This window comes from Rubellimicrobium roseum (genome assembly GCF_006152145.1).
Taxonomy (GTDB): Bacteria; Pseudomonadota; Alphaproteobacteria; order Rhodobacterales; family Rhodobacteraceae; genus Rubellimicrobium; species Rubellimicrobium roseum.
Genome location: NZ_VDFV01000048.1, coordinates 1 through 25,327 on the forward strand (window position 1 = coordinate 1; position 25,327 = coordinate 25,327).

The following is a 25,327-nucleotide window of genomic DNA, read 5'->3' on the forward strand; positions in this document are numbered from 1 at the left end:
ACCGCAACCGAGCCGTCCTCGGCCAGCTCGGCCTCGTCGGCCACCGCCAGCGGTGCGTCGTCGACCGGGGTGATGTCCAGCTTGAAGGTGTCAAACGCCGTGAGAGTACCGTCGCTGGCAGTGACCTTGACGGCGATGTCGCCATCGAAGTTCTGGGGCGGGGTGCCCAAGAAGGTGCGGCTGGTCGCGTCGAACGTCAGCCAGCTGGGAAGTGCAGCACCATCAGCCAACGTCGCCGAGTAGGTCAGCGCGTTGCCGTTCGGATCTGTGAAGGCGGGCACCTGGAAGGAGAATGGCTGGTCCTCGGCCAACGCCTTGTCGGTGATGTCCACCGCCACCGGGGCAGAGTTCACTGTACCGCTTACCGTTAGATTACCTCGGTACACTGTGAGGCCATCTCCGGGTTTATTGTTGGTGGTGTAAATCTGAAAGGTGTTAATCCCCACCTTAAGGTTTGCTGTCACCGATGGCGGGAGAATGAAAGACTCCCATTGGGTTGACTCGTCCGCACCTATGATCTTGTCGATCTGGTATTTTGTACCGTTTACCACAAGGAAGACGTAGTCATTCTCTCCGGGCTCGGCATCCCTAATCTCAAGATTGAGCGTGTAAGTGGCCCCACTCTGTACCGCGTCCAATGTCACGGCGAAGTCGACAGCATTCGACTCCGTTGCAACAGCGAGGGCACCAAATTCAGTGCTAGTAGCCGTGTAGACCGTCATCTATAACTACTCTCTCATGCTCAGAAGGGACACCATGGTCGGACGACCAATTTCTGCCCCTTAAATGCCACGTTGTTGCCGCAATCAATCTTGTCTGCCGACAGGGCTCCCCCCTATCGTTGGGTAGGGACTGAGCTGCGGTTGCCGGATGTTGCGGGCCGGACCGAGACCGGTCTTGGTGAATGGGGGTATCTATCGCCGTGAAGAGCGGGCCGCAGATTTCCGGCATGATGGATCAACCTCTGAGATCCCGCTCCGAGCGGGTCATCGCAGGCTCTAGGGGCGGCGCAAGACGAGCAAGCTCCCAACGACAGCGACTGACACAACTACAACCAGTGCGGCCAGGAGATGTCTTCGAAGATCCCGATAGGGATCTAATCTTCTGGACTCTACACTGACAGATTCCTCCACTTCGTCAGCCGCATACTCGGTACCATCCGTTGTATTCTGGTCTTCCTGTATGAATACACGTGGCCCGAGGCTTGGCAGTGACGGCTCAGTACCGGCGATGGCCGACTGCCAGTGCAGCGAGCGCCTTAGGTTTCCGGCCTCTCCGATCCAAAGGCCAGCCCAAGCCATCCAGCTCAGCACTGGCACAGATAAGGCAAGGAATACCCCATCCATGACTTTAACCGCGTCGTGTGAGGGTTGTCTCAGACACTTGGGCCTTGCTCATCAAGGCTAACGGCAGCAGGCAAAGCAGCTCTGCCATCGAGGTGACCTTCGTCTTTGCGAAGATATTGCGCAGGTGTGTTCTGAGCGTGGAGATAGAGATCGATAGCTCCGAGCAGACGCTTGAGGTGTTTAGCCCCTTGCTCAAGAGCACACACACCCGAAACTCCGCCCGGGAGAGTCGTGCTGGATTGCTGACGCTGAGGAGCGGCATCCGCACGCCGGGGAGCACCTTAAGAACTTGATCTTGGTTGGGGCTGCTCGCGACGGGAGGGAAACTGCCCTTGGAGCGGAGATCTTTAACCAAAGACACGAAAGTACTCCGATTGAGTTCCACCTAAAGGCGATCGAGCATCAAACTTTGCAAAATTTCTCGGAAGCCTAGGCGCCAAGCAGGTTTACTGACCCCTTTTGAACTTCACATTGTTGCCACAATCAATCTTGTCTGCCGACAGGGCTCCTCCCTATCGTTGGTTAGGGCCTAAGCTGCGGCTGCCGGATGTTGCGGGCCGGACCGAAACCGGCCTTGGTGAAAGAGGGTGTCTGTTATCGTGAAGGGCGGGCCGCAGACCTCCGGCATGATGGATCAGCTGCTGAGATCCCGCTCCGAGCGGGTCATCGCAGGCGGCCGTCTAGCCATCTCCTTCTTTGTCTTGGCGGCCGTGTGGCTCGACCCCGCGCAGCCCGCGCAGGTGCCGCAGATCACCTACACGCTGCTGGGGCTTTACGCGGTCGCGAGCGCCTCGCTCTTCTATGCGCAGCGGCTGACGACCACCCTCTCGCCCACGCATCTGGGCCTGCCCGCATCCACCCTGGACATTGCCGTCCATGTCTTGGAGCTCAGCCTCTTTGCCTTTCTTCTCTACGCCACACACGGGATCACGAGCCCCTTCTTCCCGCTCTTCACCTTCTCCATCCTGAGCGCCACCTTTCGATGGGGATGGAAGGGGGCGCTCTGGACATCTGTCGCCGTTCTTGTCCTGGTCATCATCTCAGCCATCATCCAGTTGAATCTTCTTCCCCTCGCTCAACTGGAGATTGGCAGATTACTGATCCGCTGTGCCCACATCGTGGTGATTGGTGCAATGCTGACCTACTTCGCTTTTCACCAACAAAGGGCAGAGAGCGAAGTTCTGCGACTGAGTGGCTGGGCGCCTGAGCCTTTCGAACTCATTCAGCTCCCGGAATATCTTTCCAGCTGCGCGCGGTTTTTGGCAGAAGTGTTTGCTACTTCGCGGATTATCGTCGTAGCTCAGGACCGTGATGAGCCTTGGGCATTATGTGTCTATTATGACGACGGGCTTATTCGTCAGGAACGCCTCCCGCCATCCGACCAAGACATCCTAGCCGCTGACTCTGGCGAGCAGATCTTTCTAGGCAGGTGTACCAATCCAGAGATCCTTGTCCTGTCACAGGGGGGCTATGCAGACAGAACCCCCACCCCAGAGAGCTTCCGAAAGCTGTGCTCGCGCGTGGGTGCCAAGCACCTTTTATCGGTGCCACTCCAGACCGATCTCTTCGTGGGCCGACTTTTTGTACTCGATCGGCCCGATTTCTCACTCGACGAGATGATGGCCGCCAGCCTTGCTGCGCGGCAGATCGAAAGTGGGTTGGGTCGAATGGGGGAGGTTAACGCGTTGCGCCGGGCAGCTGCCTTTGAGGAGCGCCTGAGCATGGCTCGCGATCTTCATGATGGCGTGCTGCAGACCCTCTCCGCGACGGCGATGCACCTTGAGGTGATGCGCCGGACTCCCTCGGATACTCGCTTGGGAATGGCAGCTCTGCAGGAGTGGCTGCTCAAGGAGCAACGTGAGCTTCGCCGGACTATCGAGCGCCTGAGGAATGATGACACTGCTGAGCGTACCGAGCCAAGTTTTGACAAAAGCTTGAACCTGGACGAGATCATCGATGGCGTTGAGCAGCGGTGGAGGATTCCGGTTGAGCTAAGCTGCTTTCCGTCAGAACTTCATCTCGACTCTAGCAATTCCTTTCAAGTCCAACAGATGATCCGAGAAGCAGCGGCGAATGCCGTTCGCCACGGTAGTGCAACCAAGCTGAGCGTAACACTGACGGCCGAAGATGGCCGATTGGAAATTAGGATGACTGATAACGGCAAGGGGCTTGACCGGCACGGATCCTTCGATGCCCAGCAGTGTTCCACGCTCGGAGTTGGCCCGCGCAATCTCCGTGACCGGGTGGGCGCTCTTGGAGGGAGCTTCCAATTGCACTCCTGCCCTGAGGGTCTTCAGATCGACATATCGCTTCCGTTGGAGCAATCTCCTTAAACCATGACAACAGTCCTCATTGCCGACGATCACCCCATCGTTTTGGAGGGGCTTGCATCTCTCCTAATAGGAACAAAATTCCATGTCGCTTTTCGTTGCACGAGTGGTCAAGACGTTTTGCGCGCATTGGAAATCGGCACTCCCGACATAGTTGTCCTCGACGTCAACATGCCAGGGCCGAACGGTATTGAGTTGTTGGGTGATCTGAAGGTCAGAGGCCTCAGCGAGAAGACAGTTCTCCTGACGTCAAGTCTCAGCCCTGAGCAGCTGACCGAAGCTTTGAGCTTCAGAGTCGGAGGCCTGGTACTCAAGGAAAGTGCGGCTCGCCAGTTCCTACGCTGTCTTGAAGCCGTCGAGATGGGGGAGCAGTGGCTCGATCCGGAGCTCACGCGCCGCCTCGTTAACGGCAACTTTTCTTCCCAGGGCTCCGTTACCGGGATGAACGGCAGCCTGACCAAACGAGAACTGGACGTCCTAAGGCTCGCGGCTGCGGGAAGTCGGAACAAGGAGATCGGCCGCGCGCTTGGCATCACCGAAGGTACGGTCAAGATGTACCTTCATTCCATCTACCAGAAGCTCGGTGTTACCAACCGGATGGAGATGGTGAACGTGGCGCGGCAGCGAGCACTTTTATAGCCAGCTGGCGTCAGAGCTGCTCCAGCCCTGACCTCCGAGGACCTTCTCTCATTCGCATCTCGGCTCGTCAGAAAGTTGGCCCGACAGTCGGAGGGGGTTTCCCTCATCGGTGCTCTCATAGGAGCTACAAGTCGATTTTGAGGCTGCAAACGCGCTCAATCTGCCAAGGAAATGATGTCAGGAATACGGTCGTTTTCCGAGTGATGTAAGTTCCGAAATATGTGTCATCTAGGTCCTGTCTGACAGCCCAGCCCGTGCCAACCACACGTTCCTGAGTTGCGTGTGGAGGTGGTCACTTTCAGGCTGGCGAGCCGTCGCGAAGGGCACGGCGCCTAGTTTTCGTTCTCTGACCCGATCGGAAGGCGTTGCGCGTGCGGGCGCCTTTGAGCAGATGCTGGCGAGCAGGACCCGTAGGGCCAACAGGCTCGCAGCGGCCCCTCATCTTCCCAGGTATCTGCGAAGAGCCTTATATCGTGTCGCCTGAACCGGCATCGGCCCCATCGGAGGACTGCGATTTCCAAGCCCACCATTCAGGACATCGCGAGCCTCGCCGGGGTCGGAACGGCCACCGTGGAGCGGGTTCTGAACGCCCGGGGCGGTGTGAGGCCGCAGACGGTCGAGAAGGTGCTCGCGGCCGCTCGCGCCCTCCGATACCCGCGCCAATTGCCCGATCAGCATCGCGGCCTTCTGCAGGTCGAGGTGATGCTAGTCCGGCCCGAGACGACCTTCTTCGCGCGGCTGGCCTCGGCCTTCGGACAGGTGGCCGCGACGCTGGACCCGTCCATTTCCGTCCACCGTACCTTCGTACCCGAGGACGACCCCGCCGCCATCGCGGCCCGGCTCGCCAAACCTGAACTCAGGCGGGCCGGGCTGATCCTATCCGTGCCGGATCACCCTTCGATCCGGGCCGCGCTTGTGCAGGTCCAGGCCGCCGGCCTCCCCGTCGTGCAGGTCGTGACCCGCGCCACAGGCGTCACCGCTGACGTTGTGGGCATCGACAACAGGGCCGCCGGGCGCATGGCGGGGCTCCTGATGTCCCAAATGCAGAGGGCCAGCGGGACGGTCGTGGCCCTGTGCCACAGCCCCATCTATGCGGTTCACCGAGACCGCGTCGGAGGCTTCTCGGACTACCTGCGGGATCATCCGCGTCTGGACCTGTCCTTCGCTCAGGTCCTGTTCGGCCGTGACGAGGCGCAGCGAAGCGGCGACCTGCTCCTGGAGGCTCTGCGGCGCTGGCCGGATCTGGTGGGCCTCTACAACGCCGGCGGGGCCAATGCCTCGTTGTCCGCCGTCCTGCGGTCCCACCCACGCGGGCGCGAGGTGTTCTTTGTGGGGCATGAACTGACGGAGCGCAGTGCTGAGGCCTTGCGCGATGGCATCATGTCCGTGGTGCTTGACCAAGATCCCGAGGCTCAGGCCCGGCGTGCGATGGACCTGATCCTGGCTCGGCTCGGCTTTGTGGAAGGCGAAGTCGCCAACCCTCCCATCCGCTTCATCACCCTCACCGCTGAGAACATCTGATCAAATCTGATCAGGAAAGGCCGCGCCTTCTGATCTGGTTGCGTCTATGCGGACCCTCACAGGGAGGGGCGAATGACGCGACGGACCACCGTCTACGATCTGCAAAGCGAGAAGGCGCGCACAGAGGGGCGGGCCAGATGGCTCCAGCTCCACGTGGACAACGCCGAGGAAGCAGCGGCGGCCGTCGAGGCGGGCATCTCGATCCTGTCCTGTGAGCCGGACCACCACCTCGAGGGCATCCGTGCGTCCGCGCCAACGGCCTTTGTCTCGGTGGGAATGCCCCACGGGGCGGTGGCCTCGCCCGAGGAGGCTGTTCGACTCGGCTTTCAGATGCTCAAGCGCGGCGCGGACGCGGTCTATTGCTCGCACTCGCCGCTCTTCATCGAGGCCATGGCGCGCGAGGGCATTCCGGTGACGGGCCATGTGGGCCTCGTACCGAACCGGGCCACCTGGACGAACTTCCGCGCCGTGGGCCGCACGCCCGAGGAGGCGCTGAAGGTGCTCCGGGCGGTCCGCGATCTGGAGAATGCCGGCGCGGCCTGCATCGAGGTGGAAGTCGTCCCGGTGCGCTTGGCCGAGCACATCAGGCGTGGCACGCCGATGATCACAATGGGCATGGGCTGCGGCTCGGCCTGTGACACCCAATACTTGTTCAGCTCGGACGTGCTGGGGACCCACAAAGGCCACTATCCCCGCCATTCCAAGCGCTACGACGACTTCGTGGCACTGATGGCCGAAGTCCAGGTCCAGCGAGTCCGGGCGTTCCAAGCCTTCGCCGCCGACGTGGCCAGCGCCGCCTATCCCGAACCCCGGCACCAGGTGGACATGGATGACGCCGCCTATGACCGGTTCCTGTCCCTCGCTCAATCCCTCTGACGGAGGCTTTCCATGGACGACAGCACCTACGGCAAGCGCAACAAGCGCGGCGACTGGTCCCCCTTCGGCAGGCTTGAGATCGCGCCGGTCTTCGTGCTCCCGCCCAAGCCGCTCGCCTTCCTCAAGTGGCTGCCCGGCTACTTCCTGCCCTGGAACCTGATCTGGGCCGCCTCGGCGGTGGCCTACTGGTATCTCGTGGTGCCCGCGCCCGAGGCGATGCAAAGCTTGGCGTTGGGCTGGGTCCTGAAGCTGTTCCTGGTGAACTGCGTCCTGGTCTTCCTGTTCTACGGGGCGTTCGAGCTCAGGCTCTACATCCTCAAGGCGCAGGCGAACCGCTTCAAGTACAACGGCAAGTTCCCGTCCGAGCACAAGAACGAGGCGTTCCTGTTCTCGAACCAGAACCTCGACGGCATGATCCGGGGCTTTGGCACGGGCGTCCCCATCTGGACGGCCTACGAGGTGCTGATCCTCTGGGCCTACGCCAACGGCTATGTCCAGTGGACGGGGTTCGCCGAGCACCCGCTCTACCTCTTCGCGTTGTTCCTCGTCCTGCCGATCTGGCACGAGGCGCACTTCTTCTGCATCCACCGGCTGATCCACTGGGCGCCTCTCTACAAGTGGATCCACTCGGTCCACCACAACTCGGTGAACCCTTCGCCCTGGTCGTCGCTCTCCATGCATCCGGTGGAGCACCTGCTCTACTTCTCGTCCTCGCTCATCCACCTCGTGGTGCCCTCGAACCCGATCCTGGCGATCTACCAGCTGCACTACTCGGGCTTTGGCGCGGTTGTGGGCCACATCGGCTTCGACAAGATCGAGGTCACCGAGGACGCGGCCTTCGACAGCCACGCCTACGCCCATTACCTCCACCACAAGTTCTTCGAGGTGAACTACGGCGACGGCCTCGTCCCCTTGGACCAGTGGTTCGGCACCTGGCACGACGGCTCGCCCGAAGGCGAGGAGCGGATGAACGCCCGCTACCAGAAGAAGGTCGAGCGGATGAACCGTAAGGCGGCCAAGACCACTCCGGCTGAGTGAGCCACCGAGTGGTCCGAACGGGAAGCTAGGGCTTCACAGCATAGCGTGCCCGCCCTCTTCGGGTAAGGATCAAGCAACCAGGGCTCCGGCGCTCTCTGACCCTGAGTTGCCGGACCCAATCGGGCTCGAAAGACGGCCCGACTGCCCCTGATCACCGGCCGCAGCGAGGCCAGACTGCTAGGTTGGTTCTGGCGGCCTGAGAACCCGGAGGTACTGACGCAGGAAGGCGAGCTTCACCATGGCGGCGAAGTTGATGGCCAGCTTCTCGTGGAGGGTCGCGATGGAGCGGCAGCCCTTCAGCCACCCCACGCAGCGCTCGATCGCGTTGCGCCTGCGATAAAGATCCGGGTCGAAGATGCGCGGGCAGCCCTTGCCGATGTTGCCGCCCTTGCGGGGCGGGATGACCGCCTTGATCCGGCGCCGGCGCAGGTGGGCGAAGACCGGTCGATAGCTGTAGGCCTTGTCGCCAGCCAGGTGCTTGGGACGGGTGCGAGGTCGCCCTCGCAGGCCCGGCAGGCGCACGGCTTTCAGGGTTCGCTCAAAGGCGGTCAGCTCGTGCCGCTGCCCCGGAGTGAGCGTGAAGGCGAGTGGCAGGCCATCGCCATCGGTCACCAGGTGGATCTTGGTGCCGATCCCCCCTCGCGAGAGGCCGAGCGCATGGTGCTCCGGCTCCTCGGGATCCCCTTTTTACATGCTCCTGCCGCTGACCGGCTGGCCCGAATCGAGGTGCTGTCGATGCACCACAGGTCGAGGTCGATGAGCCCCTCGGCGTTCAGTTTGAGCCGGAGCCGGTCCAAGAGCCGGTCGAACAGCCCTTCCCGCCGCCAGCGGCTGAAACGCTCGTAGACGGTCTGCCATGGACCATAGCGCTCGGGGAGATCTCGCCACTGGGCACCCGTGGCGAGCTTCCACATGAGCCCGTTCACGACCTGCCGGTGGTCCCGCCAGCGACCCCCGCCGCGCCGCCCAGGTCGGGGCATCAGGTCCGCAATCAGCTCCCACTGCGCATCGGTGAGTTCGTGCCGTCGCATCGCCGAGCTCCGCCCTGGTGAGACTCATCGCGACAACCGTCAGTGGCTCCATCCCGTTGCAGAGGTCGTCAGACAGGACCTAGTACCGCTGAGACAACTCCGTCCGGTGGGAGCGCAGCCTGCATAACGATGCTGGGTCTGCCTGACCGAACTTCGGACCGATCAGCCAAGTATCTCGTTCTGAGTCTACACTTGACGGTTCAGATGGTTGTGGCGGGTACCGCTGAAATGGTATGGCTAGGACCAGAAGGTATGATAAGGGACATCTTACCATGCAGCCACAACGGGTCAGGATCATCGAAGGCGGCAAGCTGATCATCCCGGCCAGCATGCGACGGGAGCTCGGTATCGCAACTGGAGATACCGTACTGGTTGATGTGGCTGATGGCGAGCTGCGGGTCCGCTCACTGTCAAAGGCCATTGCCCACGCCCAAGCTATTCTGCGACGCCATGTGCCCGAAGGGGTCTCTTTGGCAGACGAGTTGATTGCGGACCGCCGGCGCGAGGCCGAGCGTGAGTAAGGCTGTGGTCCTGGACTCCTCGTCTCTGCTCTGCTTGCTGAACGGAGAAGCCGGTGCCAAGCGCGTGGCCGAGGCTTTGCCCTCGGCTGTGATCGGAGCGGTAAACCTCGCCGAGGTCGTGACCAAGCTGCGCGAGCGCGGCCTCAGTGTGGAGGAGGTCGGGGAGGTCCTAGATGGGCTCAACCTCGACGTCCGGCCCTTCACGGCGGGACAGGCCTATACCACCGGGCATCTGCGACAGGCGACGCGGCCGCTCGGACTCTCCTTGGGCGACCGGGCTTGCCTCGCGTTGGCCCTGGACCTCGGCGCTCCCGCTCTCACCGCTGACCAGGCTTGGGGCAGGGTGGACGCGGGCGTGGCGGTCGAGGTGATCCGGTAGGGCAGGGGCTGCACGGAACTTTACGAGCCGCCAGCCGGGGTCCCAACCCAGGCACCGCCTGTTCCAAACAGGCGAGCTAGCGCGTGATCAGGGCGACGAGGTGAGCCCTGACCCGTGTAATGCCGGACAGGCCATCTCGCAGCATGATCTCCAGTAGCGAGACGCCGCCGAAGGCCGGCTCGGGACGCCGCAGACGCTCGCCATAGAGCGTGGGCTCGGGCGAGATCAGGCGCAGCGAGCGGTGTGCGCCGAGAATGCCATCCAGCCGTTCCCAGCGTTCCTCTTCTTCGCTCAAGGGCTCACCCAAGAGCTGCAATGTTTCTGTGGCGGTGAGACCCCAAGAAGAGACGACACCAAGGAAAGCCTGACGAGCCGCTCGGTGCTGAGGGCGCGGGCGGGTCACCTGCTGAGTCGGGCCGCGTCGAGTCTTGGCCTTTAGGATGGGCGAGGCCACTCTCGGCTCGTCGTCGACGTCGAGCAAGGGAAGCCAAGGCTGGGTCGCATCGAGCATGCCGGCAGAGTCGACGGGGACGGACCCATGATCAAGTCGCGTCCAGATTTGCGATCAGGCACTGTTGCATCATTACAGGCAGGCGGCCTTCGCTGCCGTCCCGAAGTCAAAGCTTTGTTGAGGTGGCTTCATCACTTCAATCTGCTCAAGACAAGTGGCGCGCCCAAGATCACGAGGAAGATGCGGGCAATATGGTGGGGGACAACAAAGCCGAGCTCCGCCCCCGCGACGATCGCGAGGATGGTCATTTCGGCCTGCCCGCCGGGCGTGAAGGCCAGAAAAGCCTCAAGTGGCGGAGCCAAGCCCAAGAGCACCACCGCCTCGGCCACTGCACCCGCCAAGACCGCAAGGATCAACATGAACAGGATGCTGAAGCCAATGGTGCGCGACAGCTCGCGCCAGGTCACGCCGACGTAATGGACGCCGATGCCGATGCCGATCAGGAACTGTGCGGCCTGAAGCGCCTCGCGCGGGGGACGGACATGAATGAGCCCCAGGAGCGACAAAGCAAGTGTTACGATCAGCGGACCGAGCATGGAAGCACCGAACAGACCCAGCCTCTCACCCGCCTGCCAGCCAATCAGGGCGGCCAAGATCATGAGCGCCATCTCGGACATGGGCAGGTCCGCCGCTGCCTCCCCCAACGGGCGGTCGAGCGGCGTGCTGTAGATGGTCGAGAGCAGTATCGGAGCCAAGGTGACGATCACAGCCATGCGGGTGGCATGAATGAGGCTCAGGGTGCGGACGTCGCCGCCGGCGTCCTTGCCGAACAGCACCATGTCGGTCGCGCCTCCCGGCATGGCGGCGAAGAAAGAGGTGACCAGATCGAAACCACAGACCCGGCGGAAGAACGGCACCCCAACCAGACCGATTAGCACCACATAGACGGGCACAAGAGCCAGCGAGAGCAGCATGGACGGGAGCTGCATCAATAGCGCAGGCGTGACCGAGGCTCCGATCGCCACTCCCAGCACCGTACGCGCGGCACTGGTGACGGGCCCGAATGCCAGCAGTGGCAGGCCCAAGAGCGCCGTCGCAAGGCAGGCCAGCATCGGGCCGAACAGGTAGGGCAGCGGCAAGCCGCTCCCAAGCGCAAGCGCGAGGCCTCCCAAGGCGACGGCAAGTGTCAGAAGGTGGCGGAACCAGCGAGCTTTCATGACCTCAGACTCAGCGCCAACACCGAGAGCAATTTGGGATCAGCGCAGCTGGACCCTGAAGCGCACCTTTCCAATCTTCGTTCCTGTCCATCCTTGCGAGCGCCTGAAGAGGACCGACAGAACAAGTGCCATGACGGAAGGCGATCAGGATGGCTCGGCTCTCGGATGGCCGGCGCTGGACGATGGAAACACCCCTCACCCAAAGCGCAGGTCAGGTCCCCCGAGTCCCCAAGCCGCCGAGAGCCGGCCCGCGTCTCAAGACTCGGATGGCAGCACGGTCTGCACGATGTTGCGATCCAGCGCTTCGTAGTCCCAATAGCGGATCGTGTCGTAGAGCTCGGCGCGGGTCTGCATTTGTGGGATCAGAGCCTTGGGCGTCCCCTTCTCCCGGATCTCGGCATAGAGCGCCGCCTGCGCCTTCGCCGCGACGCGGAGCGAAGAGACAGGCCAGATGACCATGGCGTAACCAAGCTCCTGGAACTCCTTTGCCGTCAGCGCCGGGGTGCGGCCAAACTCTGTCATGTTGGCTAACAGCTTGACGCCTGGCAGCCGGCGGGCGACCTCGCGGAACATCTCGATGTCCGTGAGCGCCTCGGGGAAGATGCCGTCAGCGCCCGCCTCCAGATATGTCTTCGCCCGGGCAACGGCGCCTTCGATCCCCTCGCTCGCTGCGGCGTCAGTCCGAGCAAGGATGAACAAGTCGCGGCTCGCGCGCTTGGCGGCGTTGACCTTGGCGGCCATGTCAGCGGGCCGGGCCAACTGCTTGTCATTCAGATGGCCGCATTTCTTCGGCAGCAACTGGTCCTCCAACTGCACCGCACCTGCCCCTGCGTCCTCGAAGCTGCGGACCATGTGCATGACATTCAGCGCCTCGCCAAAACCTGTGTCGCCATCGACGAGGATCGGGAGGTTGGAGGCCCGCGCAATCTGGCGGACGTGGAAGCACACGTCATCGATGGTCAGGATGCCGAGATCGGGCAGACCCATTGAGGCGCTGACGGCCGCACCCGAGATATAGAGCGCCTCAAATCCTGCGTCCCTCGCCTGGATGGAGGCCAGGCCGCTGTGCGCGCCCGGGATCCGAAGGATTTCCGGCCGCTCCAGCAAGGCGCGAAAGCGCGCGCCGGCGGAGGTCGTGGGCAGGTTGGCGGCAACGAGATAGGTCATGGCGTCCTTAGGGGCTTGGCTTAGGATTCTTCGCCTTCCGACAGGTCCCGGACACGGGCGCGGAACCGCGGCGCAATGAGCGGCAGGAGCACCACCAGCGCGGCGAGCAGCCAGAAGACGATGGCGAAGGGCGAGGTGAAGAGAATGACAGGGCTGCCGTCAGAAAGCGACAGCGCCCGACGCAGGTTGTCCTCCAGAAGCCGCTCCAGCACGAAGGCGATAAGGAGCGGAATGAGCGGGACTTCCAGCTTGCGCATCCCATAAGCAATGACGCCGATGATCGTGGTCAGGACCAGCTCGAAGGCGGAGTTGGTGGCGGCGTAGACGCCGGCATAGGACAGCGCGAGAATGGCTGGAAACAGGATCCAGTAGGGAACCAGCAGCAGGCGGGCAAAGAGGCCGACGAGCGGCAGGTTCAGCACCAAAAGCATGACGTTGCCGATGTACATCGAGGCGATCAGACCCCAGGCGATCTCCGGCCGCTGCGTGAAGAGCAGCGGCCCTGGCGTGATCGAGTAGAGCAGGAGCGCGCCCAACAGGACTGCCGTGGTGCCGGACCCGGGGATACCCAGCGCCAGCATCGGCACCATAGAGGCCGTCTGTGCTGCGTTATCCGCCGTCTCAGGTGCGGCGAGCCCGCGCATGTCGCCCTTTCCGAAGGTGCCGCGGTCCGAGATGCGCTTCTCGGCGGTGTAGGCCAGCGCCGAGGCCACTGCCGCGCCCGTGCCCGGCAGGATGCCCGCAAAGAAACCAATGCCTGTGGAGCGCAGCATCGCTGGGAGGCAACGGATCACCTCGGGCGTCCGCAGGCGCTCACCACCCGAGAACTCTGCCACCTTGCCCGTCCGCAGACCCTCTACCACGACCAGGATCTCCGACACGGCAAAGAGGCCAATGGTCAGGGTCGTGAAGTCGATCCCGCCCAGGAGCTCCAGGGAGCCAAACGTAAACCGTTCAACCCCCGAGCCGCCATCGATCCCCACCATGGCGAGCAGGAGGCCAACGGCGATGGCGGCCCAGGTCTTGGCCATTCGTCCTCCCCCCATCGTCGAGAGCAGCGCGAAGGACATCACCATCAGTGCCACGTACTCGGACGGGCCAAAGCTGACAGCGAGTCGCGCCAGCGGCACAGCAAGAAAGGTCAGGAGCACCACAGTCAGCGTGCCGCCGATGAAGCTGCCGATGCCACTGATCGCCAGCGCGGCCGCGCCGCGGCCCTGCTGCGCGAGGGGGTAGCCGTCGATGGTGGTCATGGCGAGGCCAGGGTCGCCAGGGATGTTCAGAAGGATGGACGAGATGCGCCCGCCGTAGCCCGATCCGTAGTAAAGCCCGGCCAGCATGATGAGCGCGCTTTCCGGGGGCAGATTGAGTGAGAAGCAGAAGGGCAGAAGAAGCACAATGGCGTTAATCGGCCCGATCCCCGGCAGCGCCCCGATGGCGGTGCCGAGCGCCGCACCGACCAGCGCCAGCATGAGGTTGAACGGCGTGGCAGCAACGCTGAAGCCGTAGGCGAGGGACGTGAGAGCCTCCACGTCACACCCCCAGAGGGCCGCGCGGCAGCGGCAGCCCGAGCAGAACATCGATCAAAGCGAAGATCGCCGCTGCCGTAATCGCAGAGGCTATGATGGACTGCACCCAGCCGCCGCCCAGCGCCCGGGCCAAGACCAGGCACAGGAGGCTGGTTGCCGGGACGAAGCCGATCGGGATCAGGACCTCGGGGTAGACGATGGAGGCCACAGCCACGGCCGCGACCTTGCTCCACGACCCCGGATGCCAAGCCATCCGCTCAGGACGGATCAGCAGTGCCGCACCGGCGAGCGCAAGAACGCCGCCAACGATGGTCGGGAAGGGCTTGGGGCCAATGGGATCGGCGGCGAAGGCGACCTGCAGGCTTTGCGCGTGCCACATCGCGCCGATCCCGAGGACCAGAAAAATCAGTCCCAGTGCTCGGTCATAAGTCGCATTCGCCGCCATGGTATCACTCCCCCGTGGTCGGCAAGCCGACCGACTCCGCAAGCTCCCGGAAACTCGCGGTCTGCTGCTTGGCAAAGGCGTCGAACTCCGCACCGACCAGGCTATACTCATAGAGGCCCTGTTCGGCCCGCGCTTGCTGCCATTCAGGGCTCGCGTTGAGTTCGGTCAGAGCGTTGGTCCAGTAGGCATAAGCCTCGTCGCTGATGTCGGGCGGAGCATAGAAACCGCGCACAATCGGCCACTGCACGTCGTAGCCCTGCTCCTTCGCGGTCGGAACATCGGCATACGCACCGTCCAGCCTCTCGTCCGAGAAGGTGGCGAGCACGCGGATCTCTCCGGCTTCCAACTGGCCCAGCATCTCGGACGCGTCACCCGGGAGCGCTTCGATCGTGCCGCCCAGTAGCGCCGCCAGCGCCTCGCCGCCACCCTCATAAGACAGGTAACGCATGGCCGTCGGATCGGCTCCTGCCGCTTGAGCAACCAGCGCAGCCTTCATCCAGTCCTGGCTGCCAACGGTACCGCCCGCGCCGATCGCGACGGAGGCGGGATCCTCTTTCAGTGCCGCTACAAAATCATCGAGCGTTTGGAAGCGACTGTCCGCGGGAACCGCAAGGACCCCGTAGTCTGCGCCCACCGCGCCGAGCCAACGCACGTCATTCTCGGAGAAACGGCCGAACTTGCCTTGCGCGAGGTTCACCCACGACCCGGTGGACACCGCAACGATCACGTTCGGGTCGTCGCGGCGCGAGGCCTGGATCTCATTATAGGCCACCGCGCCGATGCCGCCCGGCATGTTGGTGGTACGGATTGTTGGCTCCACGATGCCGAGCTCGTTCAACTCCTGCGACGTCAGCCGGCAGGTCAGGTCGAACCCGCCGCCCGGTGCGGCCGGCGCGATGCATTCCGGGTTCGTTGGCTGGAATTCCTGTGCCCACGCCAGCCCCGGCGCCAGCAGGGCAGCCCCCATCAGAAGCAAGGATCGGGTCATCGTCGTCTCCTCCCTAGGATCTTATTTGTGTCGACACCTTAGTGCTGTTGAGCCACTATGCAAGCACCAGCCTTGCCATTCTGCGACCCGGCGAACGAGGAGTGTCGACATTTGCAATTGTCTGTCGATGGTGACGCAGCAAAGAAGGACGCACCAATATCCCAGTCCGGCCTTGTCTACGAGGCGCTCAGCGCTGCCATCATGAAGGGCGAGCTCGCGCCCGGCGCCAAGCTCAGCGAGCCCGCTATCGCTGAGCAATTGGGTGTCAGCCGCGCTCCGGTACGCGAGGCTATCCGCCGGCTGCAGGAGCGGGGAGTCGTTCATCACACCGCAAATCAGGGCGCGCGTGTGGTGGCGCCGACCCTGGAGCAGTTTCTTGCATTGCTGGACGTGCGCGAGGCGCTGGAGGGAATGACAAGCCGTCTTGCCGCAACCGCCATGAGCGAGGAAGCCGTTGCCGACCTGCGCGCGCTCGTCGCGGAGCACGGCACAGCCTTCAGTGAAGATCCAACCGGGCCCTACATGCAGGAGAGTCGCGACACCGACTTCCACGTCCGCATCGCACGCGGCTGCGGCAACCCTGTGCTGACCGACCTGCTCTGCGTTCAGTTCTACCCTCAGTTGAAGCTCTGTCGACTACAGCATCGGGGGCAGAAAGGGCGCGGCCTCGCCGCGTGGAAAGAGCATGACCGCATCGCCCAAGCCATCGCCGACCGAGACGGGGAACTGGCGGAGCTGCTGATGCGCCGTCACATCCGCGCCGCCCGCGCCGCACTGCTGCAGTCGCAGGGACGATAAGTGGTCACAACGTGGACCTCGGACAGGTTTTGGGTTGGGCACACTGGCGCACCCTACCCGACATAGCCATTGATCGAACTGTTAAGAAAACGAACGTTTGCTGGGCATCTCAGATGAAATCTGAGACACGCAGGGGACTTGACCAGTGACCTGTCCCCCGGGCATCCCCTATCATGGAAACTATCTGTTAGGAACGGGCAGGGTCATGCTGGTCCTGCACGGTTGACCAGAACCGCAACTTAGCCCGTTCCACGTGACGGAAGAAGGCTTCCTGCGCCCGGTAACGGTCGCCGGACGCCAGCGCATCCACCATCTCACGGTGCTCGCGGTTCGAGACCGACAGGCCACCGGCCTGCACAAGTCCCCGCGTCCGGCAGAGGTGCAGCTTGTTCACCAAGCTCTTGTACTGCTCAACCAGAAGGCTGTTGCCGGCCGACGTCACGAGGAACTCGTGGAAGTCCAAGTTGAGGTGGTAGTAGCCCTCAAGATCCCGCGCGGTGGCGAGGCGGTCCATCTCGCCGAGGAACCCGCCAAGCCGGTCCAGCATCGTGTCCGTGACCCGATCGGTCAGGAGCCGCCCCGCGAGACCGAATACGGCGGCCCGCAGATCGTAGATCTCCAGCGCCTCCCGAGGAGAGATCGCACGAACATACACCCCACGGTTTGCCCCTACGACGACGAGACCTCGAGCTTGAAGGCCTCGCAGCGCCTCCCGTAGAGGCCCCCGGCTCGTGCCGAAGCGGTTGGCCAAGGGGATCTCGTTTAGCCGAACGCCCGGCCCGAGCTCGCCCGACAGGATGAGGTGCTCGATCTGCTGCTCCAGCACGGCCGACAAGGTGCCGGAACGGTCCGTTTCGTTGTCGCCGGCCGGCACTTGATCCACGGAGAACACCATTCGCTTCCTCGCTGGAACGGCTCTAGGGGGGAACGGGCGCCAAGGGAACAGGCCTGTCGCGAGGCGCCCGCGACAGGCCTGGCACTCAGGCGGGGATGGAGGCCCGTGCCACCTCGCCGATGTCGGCCAGGCCTTCGGCTTCCCATGACCTGGCCAGCAGCGCGGCCGTCTGCTCTTCACCGATCACCAGCGCGGACTGGACCGAGAACTTGGTGTTGATCTGGGCGTCGGTGAGCGGCACCTCGCGGCTGCCAATAGCCCGCTCGACATGCTTCTCGAGGGTCGTGCCGTCGTTGAAGGTGATCCTGATGTCCACCGATGCCTCATGGCAGGCCGGGTTGGCCGTGGCGGTCACGCGGTCCCGCAGGGCGACGATCTCGGGCAGGTTGACGACCTCGTCCGTGAAAGCGGTCGGCGCGCCGTCCCCGCGCAGTAGCGCCGTTGCAGCGGAATGATAGACGCTGAACTTGCCTTCAAGGCCGGTGCGGGGTGTCTTCTTACCTGTGAGCTCCAGAACAAGCGGATGGGTGCTGAGCTCGACCGAGCGAATGTCGTTCACCCGGTCGCCGATTTCGGCGCGGATCTGCTGGCAGCCATCGATGGTCGGATGAATGACGATGCCGCAAGCAAAAGGCTTGTAGCTGTTGAGCGCCGCCTCCCAGCGGGTGCCGAGGTCGCCCAGGATCTCCTCGTAGTCCTGCTTGTCGGACATCACATGGGCAAAGCCGCGAGGCGCCTCGATCGCGCGGACCGAGCTGTCGTAGCCCGCCTCGGCAAGAAGTGCGGAGAACAGGCCGTTCTGTGCGGCCCGGCCGGGGTGGAAGCTCTTGGTCATGGTTCCGAACATTTCGCGCAGGCCCGAGGACTGCGTCGCGGCCAAGCCCATAGCCCAGGACAGCCGGAGGGGATCAAGGCCCAGCACCTTGCCCACCGCCGCCGCCGCGCCGAAGACGCCGGTGGTCCCGGTGATGTGCCAACCGCGGTCGTAGTGATGCGGATAGACCGCATTGCCGATCCGGCACTCGATTTCCACGCCAAGGATCAAAGCCGTCAGGAAGTCCTCGCCACTCACGGTGCGCGTCTCAGCCAGGGCGAGGAGGGCGGAGGCCACCGGGCCCGCGGGATGGATAATGGTTTTCAGGTGGGTATCGTCATAGTCGAGCACATGTGACGAGATCCCGTTGACCAGCGCCGCGTGGAGCGCGTCGAGCCGTTCGGGACGGCCGATCACGGTGGACGTCGATGCGCCGGCGAAGGGCGCGATGGCCGTGAGGGCGCGGTCCACGGTTTCGTGCCGGGCGCCGCCCACGGCGCAGCCCATCCAGTTGACAAAGGTACGTAGCCCTTCACGGCGCACCTCGGCGGGAATGTCGCTTCCCTGGACACCGACGATCCACTCGCACAGCTCACGGGTGACCGCCCGCGTCCCGGTGCCAAGGTCAGTCTGGGGCTTGTTCATAGCTTTCTCCACTCCGCCGTTCCCCCGCCAGCCCCGCATCCTGCGAGGGGCGAGTTCTGCGACTTGTCTACAAACTCAGCCTTGTGGCTGCAACATGCCTTGTCATTGTTGACAATGAACGGCGTGGGTGGCTAGCAATGGATCCGGATCAGGACGCCTCGCCAGGAGGAGGCTGGGGCGCCCTCTGCCGCAAGAGGGAGGAACAACATGCTCTACCATCGGATCACCGGTCTCAGCGCGGGCTTGACCGCAGCACTTCTCGCGGCGGGGACGGCGCAGGCCCAGGACTATCCCGTCGACACGGTGACGCTGGTCACCCACTCGAGCCCCGGGGGCGGGAGCGACGTGTTCCTGCGGGAACTGGCGCGCTACCTCGGACCGGCGCTCGGAGCCAACGTCGTTGTGGAGAACGTGACGGGCGGGTCGGGCGCAAACGCCATCGCCGATCTGGCCCAGTCACCAGCCGACGGGTCGCGGCTCTACGCCACCACGCCGACGTTCATCTACACGTCTCTCCTGTCTGAGCTGGAGTACGGCTACGACGATCTTGAGCCGCTGGTGAACGTGTTCACCGATCCCGAGGTGATCTTCACCGCCGCCGACAGCCCGTACCAGACGCTTGAGGACGTCATCCAGCACGCCCGCGACGATCGGGGTACCTGGGGTGCGGCCAACCCCGCCTCGCTCGAACGGCAGTCGCTCGAGATGCTGAAGACCGCGACAGGGGTTGATGCGGCGGTGGTGACGCACGAGGGCGGCGGCGACCTGATGATCAACGTCCTGAACGGGACGCTCGACATCGGCGTGGGCGAAATCCAGGAACTCGCAGGCCAGATCGAGGCGGGAGAGGTCCGGATACTGGCCACCCTGACAGCCGAGCCAATCGAGGCCTATCCCGACCTGCCGACCGTGCAGAGCCTTGGCTACGACGTGGCCGTACGCAAGTTCCGCGGCCTCGCCGGGCCGAAGGGCCTGCCCGAGGATGTGATCGCCGCCTGGGAGCGGGCCATCCCGGAGGTGCTCGCCAATCCGGAATACCAGGCGGTCTACGAGGCCAACAGCCTGCGCCCGGACTTCATTCCGCACGACGAGTACGCGGCCTTCATCGCCGAGTTCGGAGCGGAGACCGAGCAGTTCCTGCGCGAGACCGGTGTCATCCAGTGATGCTCTAGGGTGGCTCACCGGGGCCGTGGCACGAGATCGTGCCGCGGCTCCTCTTCTATCAGGACGGACAACGCAGGCTGGCCAATGATCACGCGCGACATGGTAGGAGGTGCCGCCGCCTCCCTCATCGGAGCTCTCTATCTCTTCTACGCGAGTCAACTGCGGCCGAGTTCACTGGCCGACAGCGTCGGACCCCAGGGCCTGCCTCTTGTTTACGGCTGGCTGACGCTGGCCCTTGGCCTTGTCCTGCTGGCGCAAGCATTCATCGCAGTCCTGCGGGCCTCGCCGGCGGAACGTGCCAAGCAGGCTGATGCCTGGTCGGGGCAGGGGCGCCGCATTCTCTGGGCAGCCGGTCTGCTCGCCTTTGCCGTGGGCTACCTCCTGATTGTCGAGACGCTGGGCTACCTTCTGTCGCTCGCCGTCCTGATCCCGGCGGTGGCGATCTATCTCGGTGCCCGGTTTGGGTGGCGACCCCTCGCTGTCGGTGTCGGTGGCGCGGTCGTGCTCTGGCTGATGTTCGACAAGCTCCTGGGTGTGGGCATGCCGGAAGGCGTCCTGCGCGGGCTCGGCCTCTGAGCCGACTGGAAATGGAATCCTGAGATGGAAACGCTTCTCGCGACGCTACCCTTTCTGCTTGACCCATCGATCCTGATCGCGGCCTTCGTCGGCGTGACCTGGGGCATCCTCGGTGGCGCCCTGCCGGGCATCTCGCCGTCGATCACGATGGCGCTGCTCTTGCCGTTCACCTACACCATGGACCCGGCCGCGGCGATTGTGATCTTGGCCTCCACCTATGTGGGCGCGGAGTACGGAGGCTCGGTCCCAGCCATTCTGATCCGCACGCCTGGGACGAACGCAGCTGCGGCCACTGTCCTTGACGGCTACGAGATGAACCTTCAGGGTAAGGCAGGGCTCGCTCTGGGCATCTCGCTCTATTCCGGCTTCATTGGAAGCATGGTGGGTCTGGTCCTGCTGATGCTGCTGTCCGCGCCGCTCTCCAGCGTCGCCCTGGCCTTCACGCCGCCCGCCTACTTCGCGCTGGGCATTCTGGGCCTCAGCGTCATCGCCACGCTGTCGGGCGACTCGCTCGTCAAAGGCCTGATCGCGGCCTTGCTCGGCCTGATCATCGCCACCATCGGCACCGATCCGGTGACCGGATCGAACCGGTTCACCTTCGGCAGCGCGGATCTCCTCGGTGGGATCGAGCCCGTCATGATCATGGTGGGACTGTTCGCGATGAGCGAGCTGCTCGCACAGGCCTCGAAGCGCGGCGAAGTCGACAAGATCCGCTCGCGCCCCCGCATCGAGTTCCCGGACTGGCCACTGGCCAAGCGCCTGATCCCCTCTCAGCTCATCGGCAGCGCCATTGGCTCCTTTGAGGGCGTGATGCCCGGAGCCGGGGGCACAATCGCGTCGTTCATGTCCTACAACGAGGCCCGGCGCTGGTCCAAGCACCCCGAAGAGTTCGGCAAGGGCTCACCCGAAGGCATCGCCGCGCCCGAGACGGCCAACAACGCCGTGGCCGAGACGGCCATCATCCCGGTGCTGTCCTTCGGCATTCCCGGCTCGAACTCGACGGCCATCCTGCTTGGCGGCTTCCTCATCCACGGGCTCCAGCCCGGGCCCATGCTCTTCGAGCAGGCGGGCGACGTGATCTACGGGCTCTATGCCGGTCTCTTCGTGGCGATCATCGGCATGATGATCATGGGCATCGCCATGCTGCCGCTCTGCGTATGGATGGTGAATCGACCGCTGCCCTACCTCAACGCCGTCATCCTGGCGCTGATCCTGTCGGGTATCTACTCGATCCACGGCAGCCTCTTCGACGTGGGACTGATGCTGGCAGCGGGAGTGCTGGGCTTCTTTATGCGGATGCTGCGCTTCCCGTTCCTGCCCACGGTGCTGGGCCTTGTTCTGGGCTTCTTGGTCGAAAGCAACTTCCGCCGCTCCCTCGTGCTGTCGGGCGACGACTACATGATCTTCGTGGACGATCGCATCTCGCTGGCGCTCCTCGTCCTCTCGGCCCTGTTCATCTTTGGCTCGCTGGCGCGGCGGGTTATCGCGGCCCTCCGCAAGGAGAACCGCCTCGCATTCTCGGAAGGCTCGGAGGGCTGACGAATGAAAGACCAAATGACAGAGTCCACCGTCTCCGAGCGCCTGGCCGGCTGGGGTCGCGAACTCGACCCTGCGGCGCTGCCGGACAGCACCCGGGCGACGATGCGCAACATCCTTGTCGACATCGTGGGCCTCTGCGTCGCTGCCCGAGGAACTGACTATGTCACTGCCACTCTTGGTGCGATCGAGCCAGGCGGGCACACCGTGGTCGGGCAGGGGATCAGGGCCTCGGCCGCCGGAGCCGCACTGGTCAACGGCACCGCCGCCCATGGCGAGGACTTCGACGACACCTTCGAGGGCGGGCCCGTCCATTCGGGCGTGGTGATTGTCCCGGCCCTCCTTGCCGCCGCCGAGACCTACCGGCTCCCCAGTGATCGGGTGGTGCTCGGCATGGCAGCGGGAACGGAGCTCCTGTGCCGGCTGGCGCTGACCCTGCCCAAGGCGGTCCACAAGGCGGGCTTCCACCCCACGGCTGTGCTCGGCACCTTTGCGGCCACTTTCGGCATCTGCGTGGCTTGCAAAGCGGAAGAGGAGGTCACGGCCAACGCGCTCGGCATCGCGGGCAGCATGGCTTCGGGCATCATCGAGTATCTGGGTGACGGGAGCTGGACCAAGCGGATGCACCCCGGCTGGTCGGCGCAATCGGCGCTGCGCGCCTATGCGATGGCCAAAGCCGGCTTTATAGGACCCCGTAAGGTCTTCGAAGGCACCCATGGCGCGTTCCGCACCTTCGCGCCCTCGATCGAGGCCAAAACGGAGGAGCTCTTCGCCGGGTTGGGCGAGAAGTTCGTGAGCGACCTCATCACCTTCAAACCCTATCCCTGCGGGACGATGGTGCAGCCCTACATCGACTGCGCAATCTCGCTGCGCGAACAGGGCGCCCCGCTTGAAAGCATCACCTCGATCGCCTGCAAGACCGCCGAGGGCATCGTGCATCGCCTTTGGGAGCCGCTCGACCTGAAGCAGCGGCCCCCCACGGCCTACGCGGCGAAGTTCTCGGTGCCCTTCGGCGTGGCGCTGGGCCTCGTGCGCGGGCATGCCGACCTCGGCGACTTCACTGGCGAGGCCATCTCCGACCTGGCGCTTCTCGCGGTGGCGGGGAAGGTCGGCTTCGAGGTGGATCCGGCGAACCCGTATCCCAAGGCCTTCACTGGCCATGTGCGCATTACCTACTCGGACGGACGTGTCCTCGAGGCAGAGAGGGACCATATGCGGGGCGGGGCGGTCGAGCCGCTCTCGCCCGAGGAGATCGACGCCAAATTCGCTGCCAACGTGGCGTTCGGAGGCTCGTCTGAGGCGGCGCGTCTCCTGGAGGTCTGCAACCGCATCGGATCAATGCAGGGTGACTACCAGTTGATCGCCGAACTGGGGACCCCGTGAATGGCTGAGCAAGACCGCGCGGTGGCGTTGATCACCGGCGCCTCGCGCAACATCGGCCGGGCCATCGCCGTCCACCTCGCGGGCAAGGGCCACGACATCGTGGTCCATGTGGGGCAGGATCAGCGCGCGGGCGGGGCGACCGCGGCGGCCGTGCGCGAAGCAGGGGGGCGGGCCGCGGTTGTTACGGCCGACCTAGCCCAGCCCGAAGCGATCTCTGTCATGGTGGAGCGAGCGGCGGCGGTCTTCGGTCGACTTGATGTGGTCGTGAACAACGCCGCCATCAGACCAGAGTCCTCCTTCGAGACGTTGTCCTATGAGGAGTGGCGCGAGGTGATGTCGATCTGTCTCGATGCGCCGTTCCTTGTCTCGCAGGCCGCCCTGCCGCACCTGGCCCGGAGCCCGTCCGCCTCCATCGTGAACATCGGTGGCCTGACCGGACATACGGGAGCCGAGAATCGCGCGCATGTGGTCACGGCCAAGGCGGGCCTCGTGGGACTGACCAAGGCCTTGGCTCACGAGCTCGCAGGGCGAGGCATCCGCGTGAACTGCGTGGCCCCGGGCCTGATCGAGACCGATCGGGGCGGGGCTTCGGCTCACCGCCCCTCCCACCACGCAAGCCGCCGCAACCTGCTGGGGCACCGCGGCACGCCAGAGGATGTTGCCATGGCCGTCGCTTATCTCTGTGGTCCCGAGGGACGTTATCTCACAGGTCAGACGCTGCATGTAAACGGCGGCGCCTACCTTCCATGAGCTCGGCGGGATGGGGGTCTCTGCTCGCCCTCTTCGCTGCGGCGGGAGGTGGCGGAGCCGTCTTCGCCGTCTGGGGCGTTCCACTGGCCTGGATCCTGGGTGCCATGGCCGGCGCTGCGGTCTACACGAACCTCTTCGGCCCGGTGCGCAACACCAGGCTCGCCCGCCGGTCTGGCCAGCTCATCCTGGGTACGTCAGCGGCGGCTGTTCTGACGGCCGAGATCCTAGCGGCGATGGCAGGCCTCTTGCCGGTGATGTTCGGGGCGGCGTTGCTCGCCATTCTGGTGGGTGTCGCCGCGGCGCGTCCCTTCGCCGTCATTGCGCGCGTGGACCGCACAACGGCCATCTTGTCGGCGCTTCCGGCAGGGCTGGCGGAGATGGCGAGCCTTGCCCAGGACCGGGGTGCCCGATCCGACATCGTCACCGTCACCCACACCTTGCGTGTCTTTGCCGTGGTGACCATTGTGCCGTTTGTCCTCGCGGCCTTTGCCGCGCCGGCGCTGCCGCAAGAGGGGCAGCTTGCCCCTGACGCTCTCGGCTGGCTCTCGATCCTGGCCTGTCTAGGGCTCAGCGCGGCTATCTCCCTTCTGGCCGGACGGTTCGGGATGATCAATCCATGGATCGTCGTGCCGATGGTCGTCGGGGCCGGGCTGGCCGTGGTGGATCTTCCGGTTGCTCGCATGCCGCAGCTCCCGCTGGTAGGGGCACAGATCCTCATTGGCGGATCGTTGGGCGCGCAATTGCTGCTGACCGAGTTTGCGCGGCTTCCGAGGGTGCTCGTCGGCGCGTCCCTGAGCACGGCAATGCTAGTTTTGGTCATGCTGGTCCTCGGCGTCCCGTTCCTCGCGCTAACTCTGGGACTCGATCCTCTGTCCCTGGCTCTTGCGCTCAGCCCGGGTGGGTTTGGTGAAATGGTGGCCTCCGCCAAGGCGCTGGATGTGCAGGTGGCTGTGGTTGTCGGGTTTCAGTTCGTTCGTTCTCTCCTGACCAATCTTGCGGCACCGTTCCTAGTCGGTCGAGACTGTCGGGGCATGTCTGAGCCGTAGATGAATGACCATGATCGACTCGGTGAGCGCCACTAGAGGCACGACTTTCAAACTTGCGCGATCATCGGGGGTTCAGGCGGGAGTAGGTGCGTCTCATTAAGCATCCTTGATGCTTGACGGATTGAAAAGACTCGAAAGTCGCGCCTCAGGGTAGCGCGCGCCTACAGATCGTGTTGTCACCAAGTTAAAACGTCGCCGGCCGTGCAAAGTAGAACTGTCGCGCTGCGCCTGGCCGGAGCGGG

25 protein-coding genes are annotated in these 25,327 nt (G+C 64.0%); 14 read left to right on the forward strand and 11 right to left on the reverse strand.

The window, feature by feature from the left end; all coding sequences use genetic code 11:
• Positions 1-722, reverse strand: a 722-nt coding sequence (locus tag FHG71_RS19185) for a putative Ig domain-containing protein (RefSeq protein ID WP_176559512.1), incomplete at its 3' end; no start/stop codon positions are given.
• A 628-nt stretch (positions 723-1,350) separates the two neighbouring features.
• Complete coding sequence (locus FHG71_RS24815; protein ID WP_139083331.1) at positions 1,351-1,608, reverse strand: helix-turn-helix transcriptional regulator; 258 nt, start codon at positions 1,606-1,608, stop codon at positions 1,351-1,353.
• Positions 1,609-1,933: 325 nt separating this feature from the next.
• Between FHG71_RS24815 and FHG71_RS19195 the strand changes: the two genes are divergently transcribed.
• The 5 genes from FHG71_RS19195 to FHG71_RS19215 all read left to right on the forward strand — a co-directional run bounded on the left by FHG71_RS19195 (position 1,934) and on the right by FHG71_RS19215 (position 7,750).
• Entirely contained in the window at positions 1,934-3,679 is a 1,746-nt protein-coding gene (locus FHG71_RS19195) for a sensor histidine kinase (RefSeq protein WP_139083311.1), read from the forward strand.
• Positions 3,680-3,682: 3 nt separating this feature from the next.
• A complete protein-coding gene (locus tag FHG71_RS19200; RefSeq protein WP_139083312.1) occupies positions 3,683-4,315 on the forward strand; it encodes a response regulator transcription factor in 633 nt (210 codons plus the stop codon).
• Positions 4,316-4,852: 537 nt separating this feature from the next.
• Positions 4,853-5,836 carry a LacI family DNA-binding transcriptional regulator gene (locus FHG71_RS19205; protein ID WP_281281985.1) on the forward strand — a complete coding sequence of 328 codons (984 nt, stop codon included), beginning with the start codon at positions 4,853-4,855 and terminating at the stop codon, positions 5,834-5,836.
• Between the two features lie 72 nt (positions 5,837-5,908).
• Complete coding sequence (locus FHG71_RS19210; RefSeq protein ID WP_139083314.1) at positions 5,909-6,712, forward strand: 3-methyl-2-oxobutanoate hydroxymethyltransferase; 804 nt, start codon at positions 5,909-5,911, stop codon at positions 6,710-6,712.
• A 12-nt stretch (positions 6,713-6,724) separates the two neighbouring features.
• Positions 6,725-7,750, forward strand: a complete 1,026-nt coding sequence (locus FHG71_RS19215; protein WP_139083315.1) for a sterol desaturase family protein — start codon at positions 6,725-6,727, stop codon at positions 7,748-7,750.
• 177 nt (positions 7,751-7,927) lie between these two features.
• On the opposite strand, the gene FHG71_RS19220 is transcribed toward FHG71_RS19215, so the two are convergent.
• Positions 7,928-8,781, reverse strand: a protein-coding gene (locus tag FHG71_RS19220; RefSeq protein WP_246045520.1) for an IS5 family transposase whose coding sequence is annotated in 2 segments (ribosomal slippage) — positions 7,928-8,428 and positions 8,431-8,781 — 852 coding nt in all. Because the reading frame shifts where the segments join, the coding sequence is not laid out codon by codon here.
• Positions 8,782-9,053: 272 nt separating this feature from the next.
• On the opposite strand from FHG71_RS19220, the gene FHG71_RS19225 reads away from it, so the two are divergent.
• Both FHG71_RS19225 and FHG71_RS19230 read left to right on the forward strand, forming a co-directional pair.
• Positions 9,054-9,302, forward strand: a complete 249-nt coding sequence (locus FHG71_RS19225; RefSeq protein ID WP_176559515.1) for an AbrB/MazE/SpoVT family DNA-binding domain-containing protein — start codon at positions 9,054-9,056, stop codon at positions 9,300-9,302.
• Positions 9,295-9,681 carry a type II toxin-antitoxin system VapC family toxin gene (locus FHG71_RS19230; RefSeq protein WP_139083316.1) on the forward strand — a complete coding sequence of 129 codons (387 nt, stop codon included), beginning with the start codon at positions 9,295-9,297 and terminating at the stop codon, positions 9,679-9,681. The genes FHG71_RS19225 and FHG71_RS19230 overlap by 8 nt, the downstream gene beginning before the upstream one ends.
• A 76-nt stretch (positions 9,682-9,757) precedes the next feature.
• Here the strand turns inward: FHG71_RS19230 and FHG71_RS24035 are convergent, their stop codons facing one another.
• The 6 genes from FHG71_RS24035 to FHG71_RS19260 form a co-directional block, all read right to left on the reverse strand.
• Positions 9,758-9,976, reverse strand: coding sequence for a hypothetical protein (locus FHG71_RS24035; protein ID WP_139083317.1), 219 nt, complete (start codon positions 9,974-9,976; stop codon positions 9,758-9,760).
• A 347-nt stretch (positions 9,977-10,323) separates the two neighbouring features.
• On the reverse strand, positions 10,324-11,349 hold the full coding sequence (locus FHG71_RS19240; protein ID WP_139083318.1) for an AbrB family transcriptional regulator: 1,026 nt from the start codon (positions 11,347-11,349) through the stop codon (positions 10,324-10,326).
• 255 nt (positions 11,350-11,604) lie between these two features.
• A complete protein-coding gene (gene prpB, locus FHG71_RS19245; RefSeq protein WP_139083319.1) occupies positions 11,605-12,516 on the reverse strand; it encodes a methylisocitrate lyase in 912 nt (303 codons plus the stop codon).
• Positions 12,517-12,536: 20 nt separating this feature from the next.
• Positions 12,537-14,048 (reverse strand): tripartite tricarboxylate transporter permease, encoded by a 1,512-nt coding sequence (locus FHG71_RS19250; protein WP_176559517.1) that lies wholly within the window; start codon positions 14,046-14,048, stop codon positions 12,537-12,539.
• A 1-nt stretch (position 14,049) separates the two neighbouring features.
• Positions 14,050-14,490, reverse strand: a complete 441-nt coding sequence (locus tag FHG71_RS19255; RefSeq protein WP_176559518.1) for a tripartite tricarboxylate transporter TctB family protein — start codon at positions 14,488-14,490, stop codon at positions 14,050-14,052.
• Positions 14,491-14,494: 4 nt separating this feature from the next.
• On the reverse strand, positions 14,495-15,478 hold the full coding sequence (locus FHG71_RS19260; protein ID WP_139083322.1) for a Bug family tripartite tricarboxylate transporter substrate binding protein: 984 nt from the start codon (positions 15,476-15,478) through the stop codon (positions 14,495-14,497).
• Between the two features lie 111 nt (positions 15,479-15,589).
• On the opposite strand from FHG71_RS19260, the gene FHG71_RS19265 reads away from it, so the two are divergent.
• Positions 15,590-16,276 (forward strand): GntR family transcriptional regulator, encoded by a 687-nt coding sequence (locus FHG71_RS19265; RefSeq protein ID WP_218014162.1) that lies wholly within the window; start codon positions 15,590-15,592, stop codon positions 16,274-16,276.
• A 187-nt stretch (positions 16,277-16,463) separates the two neighbouring features.
• Here FHG71_RS19265 and FHG71_RS19270 read toward each other — a convergent pair whose 3' ends face one another.
• Both FHG71_RS19270 and FHG71_RS19275 read right to left on the reverse strand, forming a co-directional pair.
• Positions 16,464-17,171: an FCD domain-containing protein gene (locus FHG71_RS19270; RefSeq protein WP_139083324.1), complete on the reverse strand. Its 708-nt coding sequence runs from the start codon at positions 17,169-17,171 to the stop codon at positions 16,464-16,466.
• Between the two features lie 85 nt (positions 17,172-17,256).
• Entirely contained in the window at positions 17,257-18,630 is a 1,374-nt protein-coding gene (locus tag FHG71_RS19275; RefSeq protein ID WP_139083325.1) for an MmgE/PrpD family protein, read from the reverse strand.
• 207 nt (positions 18,631-18,837) lie between these two features.
• On the opposite strand from FHG71_RS19275, the gene FHG71_RS19280 reads away from it, so the two are divergent.
• From FHG71_RS19280 to FHG71_RS19305, 6 genes are all read left to right on the forward strand, one after another.
• Positions 18,838-19,794 carry a Bug family tripartite tricarboxylate transporter substrate binding protein gene (locus FHG71_RS19280; RefSeq protein ID WP_139083326.1) on the forward strand — a complete coding sequence of 319 codons (957 nt, stop codon included), beginning with the start codon at positions 18,838-18,840 and terminating at the stop codon, positions 19,792-19,794.
• Between the two features lie 84 nt (positions 19,795-19,878).
• On the forward strand, positions 19,879-20,370 hold the full coding sequence (locus FHG71_RS19285; RefSeq protein ID WP_139083327.1) for a tripartite tricarboxylate transporter TctB family protein: 492 nt from the start codon (positions 19,879-19,881) through the stop codon (positions 20,368-20,370).
• A gap of 24 nt (positions 20,371-20,394) precedes the next feature.
• Positions 20,395-21,909, forward strand: a complete 1,515-nt coding sequence (locus FHG71_RS19290; RefSeq protein ID WP_139083328.1) for a tripartite tricarboxylate transporter permease — start codon at positions 20,395-20,397, stop codon at positions 21,907-21,909.
• Between the two features lie 3 nt (positions 21,910-21,912).
• Positions 21,913-23,289, forward strand: coding sequence for an MmgE/PrpD family protein (locus FHG71_RS19295; protein WP_246045521.1), 1,377 nt, complete (start codon positions 21,913-21,915; stop codon positions 23,287-23,289).
• Positions 23,290-24,039, forward strand: coding sequence for an SDR family NAD(P)-dependent oxidoreductase (locus FHG71_RS19300; protein WP_139083329.1), 750 nt, complete (start codon positions 23,290-23,292; stop codon positions 24,037-24,039).
• Entirely contained in the window at positions 24,036-25,085 is a 1,050-nt protein-coding gene (locus FHG71_RS19305; protein WP_139083330.1) for an AbrB family transcriptional regulator, read from the forward strand. The genes FHG71_RS19300 and FHG71_RS19305 overlap by 4 nt, the downstream gene beginning before the upstream one ends.
• Positions 25,086-25,327 lie beyond the last annotated feature (242 nt).

Bases quoted from the DNA above. Each gene is read 5' to 3' on its own strand.
- FHG71_RS24815 (WP_139083331.1), bottom strand. From the start codon at position 1,608: ATGCCGCTCCTCAGCGTCAGCAATCCAGCACGACTCTCCCGGGCGGAG.
- FHG71_RS19200 (WP_139083312.1), top strand. From the start codon at position 3,683: ATGACAACAGTCCTCATTGCCGACGATCACCCCATCGTTTTGGAGGGG.
- FHG71_RS19210 (WP_139083314.1), top strand. From the start codon at position 5,909: ATGACGCGACGGACCACCGTCTACGATCTGCAAAGCGAGAAGGCGCGC.
- FHG71_RS19215 (WP_139083315.1), top strand. From the start codon at position 6,725: ATGGACGACAGCACCTACGGCAAGCGCAACAAGCGCGGCGACTGGTCC.
- FHG71_RS19225 (WP_176559515.1), top strand. From the start codon at position 9,054: ATGCAGCCACAACGGGTCAGGATCATCGAAGGCGGCAAGCTGATCATC.
- FHG71_RS19240 (WP_139083318.1), bottom strand. From the start codon at position 11,349: ATGAAAGCTCGCTGGTTCCGCCACCTTCTGACACTTGCCGTCGCCTTG.
- prpB (WP_139083319.1), bottom strand. From the start codon at position 12,516: ATGACCTATCTCGTTGCCGCCAACCTGCCCACGACCTCCGCCGGCGCG.
- FHG71_RS19255 (WP_176559518.1), bottom strand. From the start codon at position 14,490: ATGGCGGCGAATGCGACTTATGACCGAGCACTGGGACTGATTTTTCTG.
- FHG71_RS19260 (WP_139083322.1), bottom strand. From the start codon at position 15,478: ATGACCCGATCCTTGCTTCTGATGGGGGCTGCCCTGCTGGCGCCGGGG.
- FHG71_RS19270 (WP_139083324.1), bottom strand. From the start codon at position 17,171: ATGGTGTTCTCCGTGGATCAAGTGCCGGCCGGCGACAACGAAACGGAC.
- FHG71_RS19275 (WP_139083325.1), bottom strand. From the start codon at position 18,630: ATGAACAAGCCCCAGACTGACCTTGGCACCGGGACGCGGGCGGTCACC.
- FHG71_RS19280 (WP_139083326.1), top strand. From the start codon at position 18,838: ATGCTCTACCATCGGATCACCGGTCTCAGCGCGGGCTTGACCGCAGCA.
- FHG71_RS19285 (WP_139083327.1), top strand. From the start codon at position 19,879: ATGATCACGCGCGACATGGTAGGAGGTGCCGCCGCCTCCCTCATCGGA.
- FHG71_RS19290 (WP_139083328.1), top strand. From the start codon at position 20,395: ATGGAAACGCTTCTCGCGACGCTACCCTTTCTGCTTGACCCATCGATC.
- FHG71_RS19295 (WP_246045521.1), top strand. From the start codon at position 21,913: ATGAAAGACCAAATGACAGAGTCCACCGTCTCCGAGCGCCTGGCCGGC.
- FHG71_RS19300 (WP_139083329.1), top strand. From the start codon at position 23,290: ATGGCTGAGCAAGACCGCGCGGTGGCGTTGATCACCGGCGCCTCGCGC.
- FHG71_RS19305 (WP_139083330.1), top strand. From the start codon at position 24,036: ATGAGCTCGGCGGGATGGGGGTCTCTGCTCGCCCTCTTCGCTGCGGCG.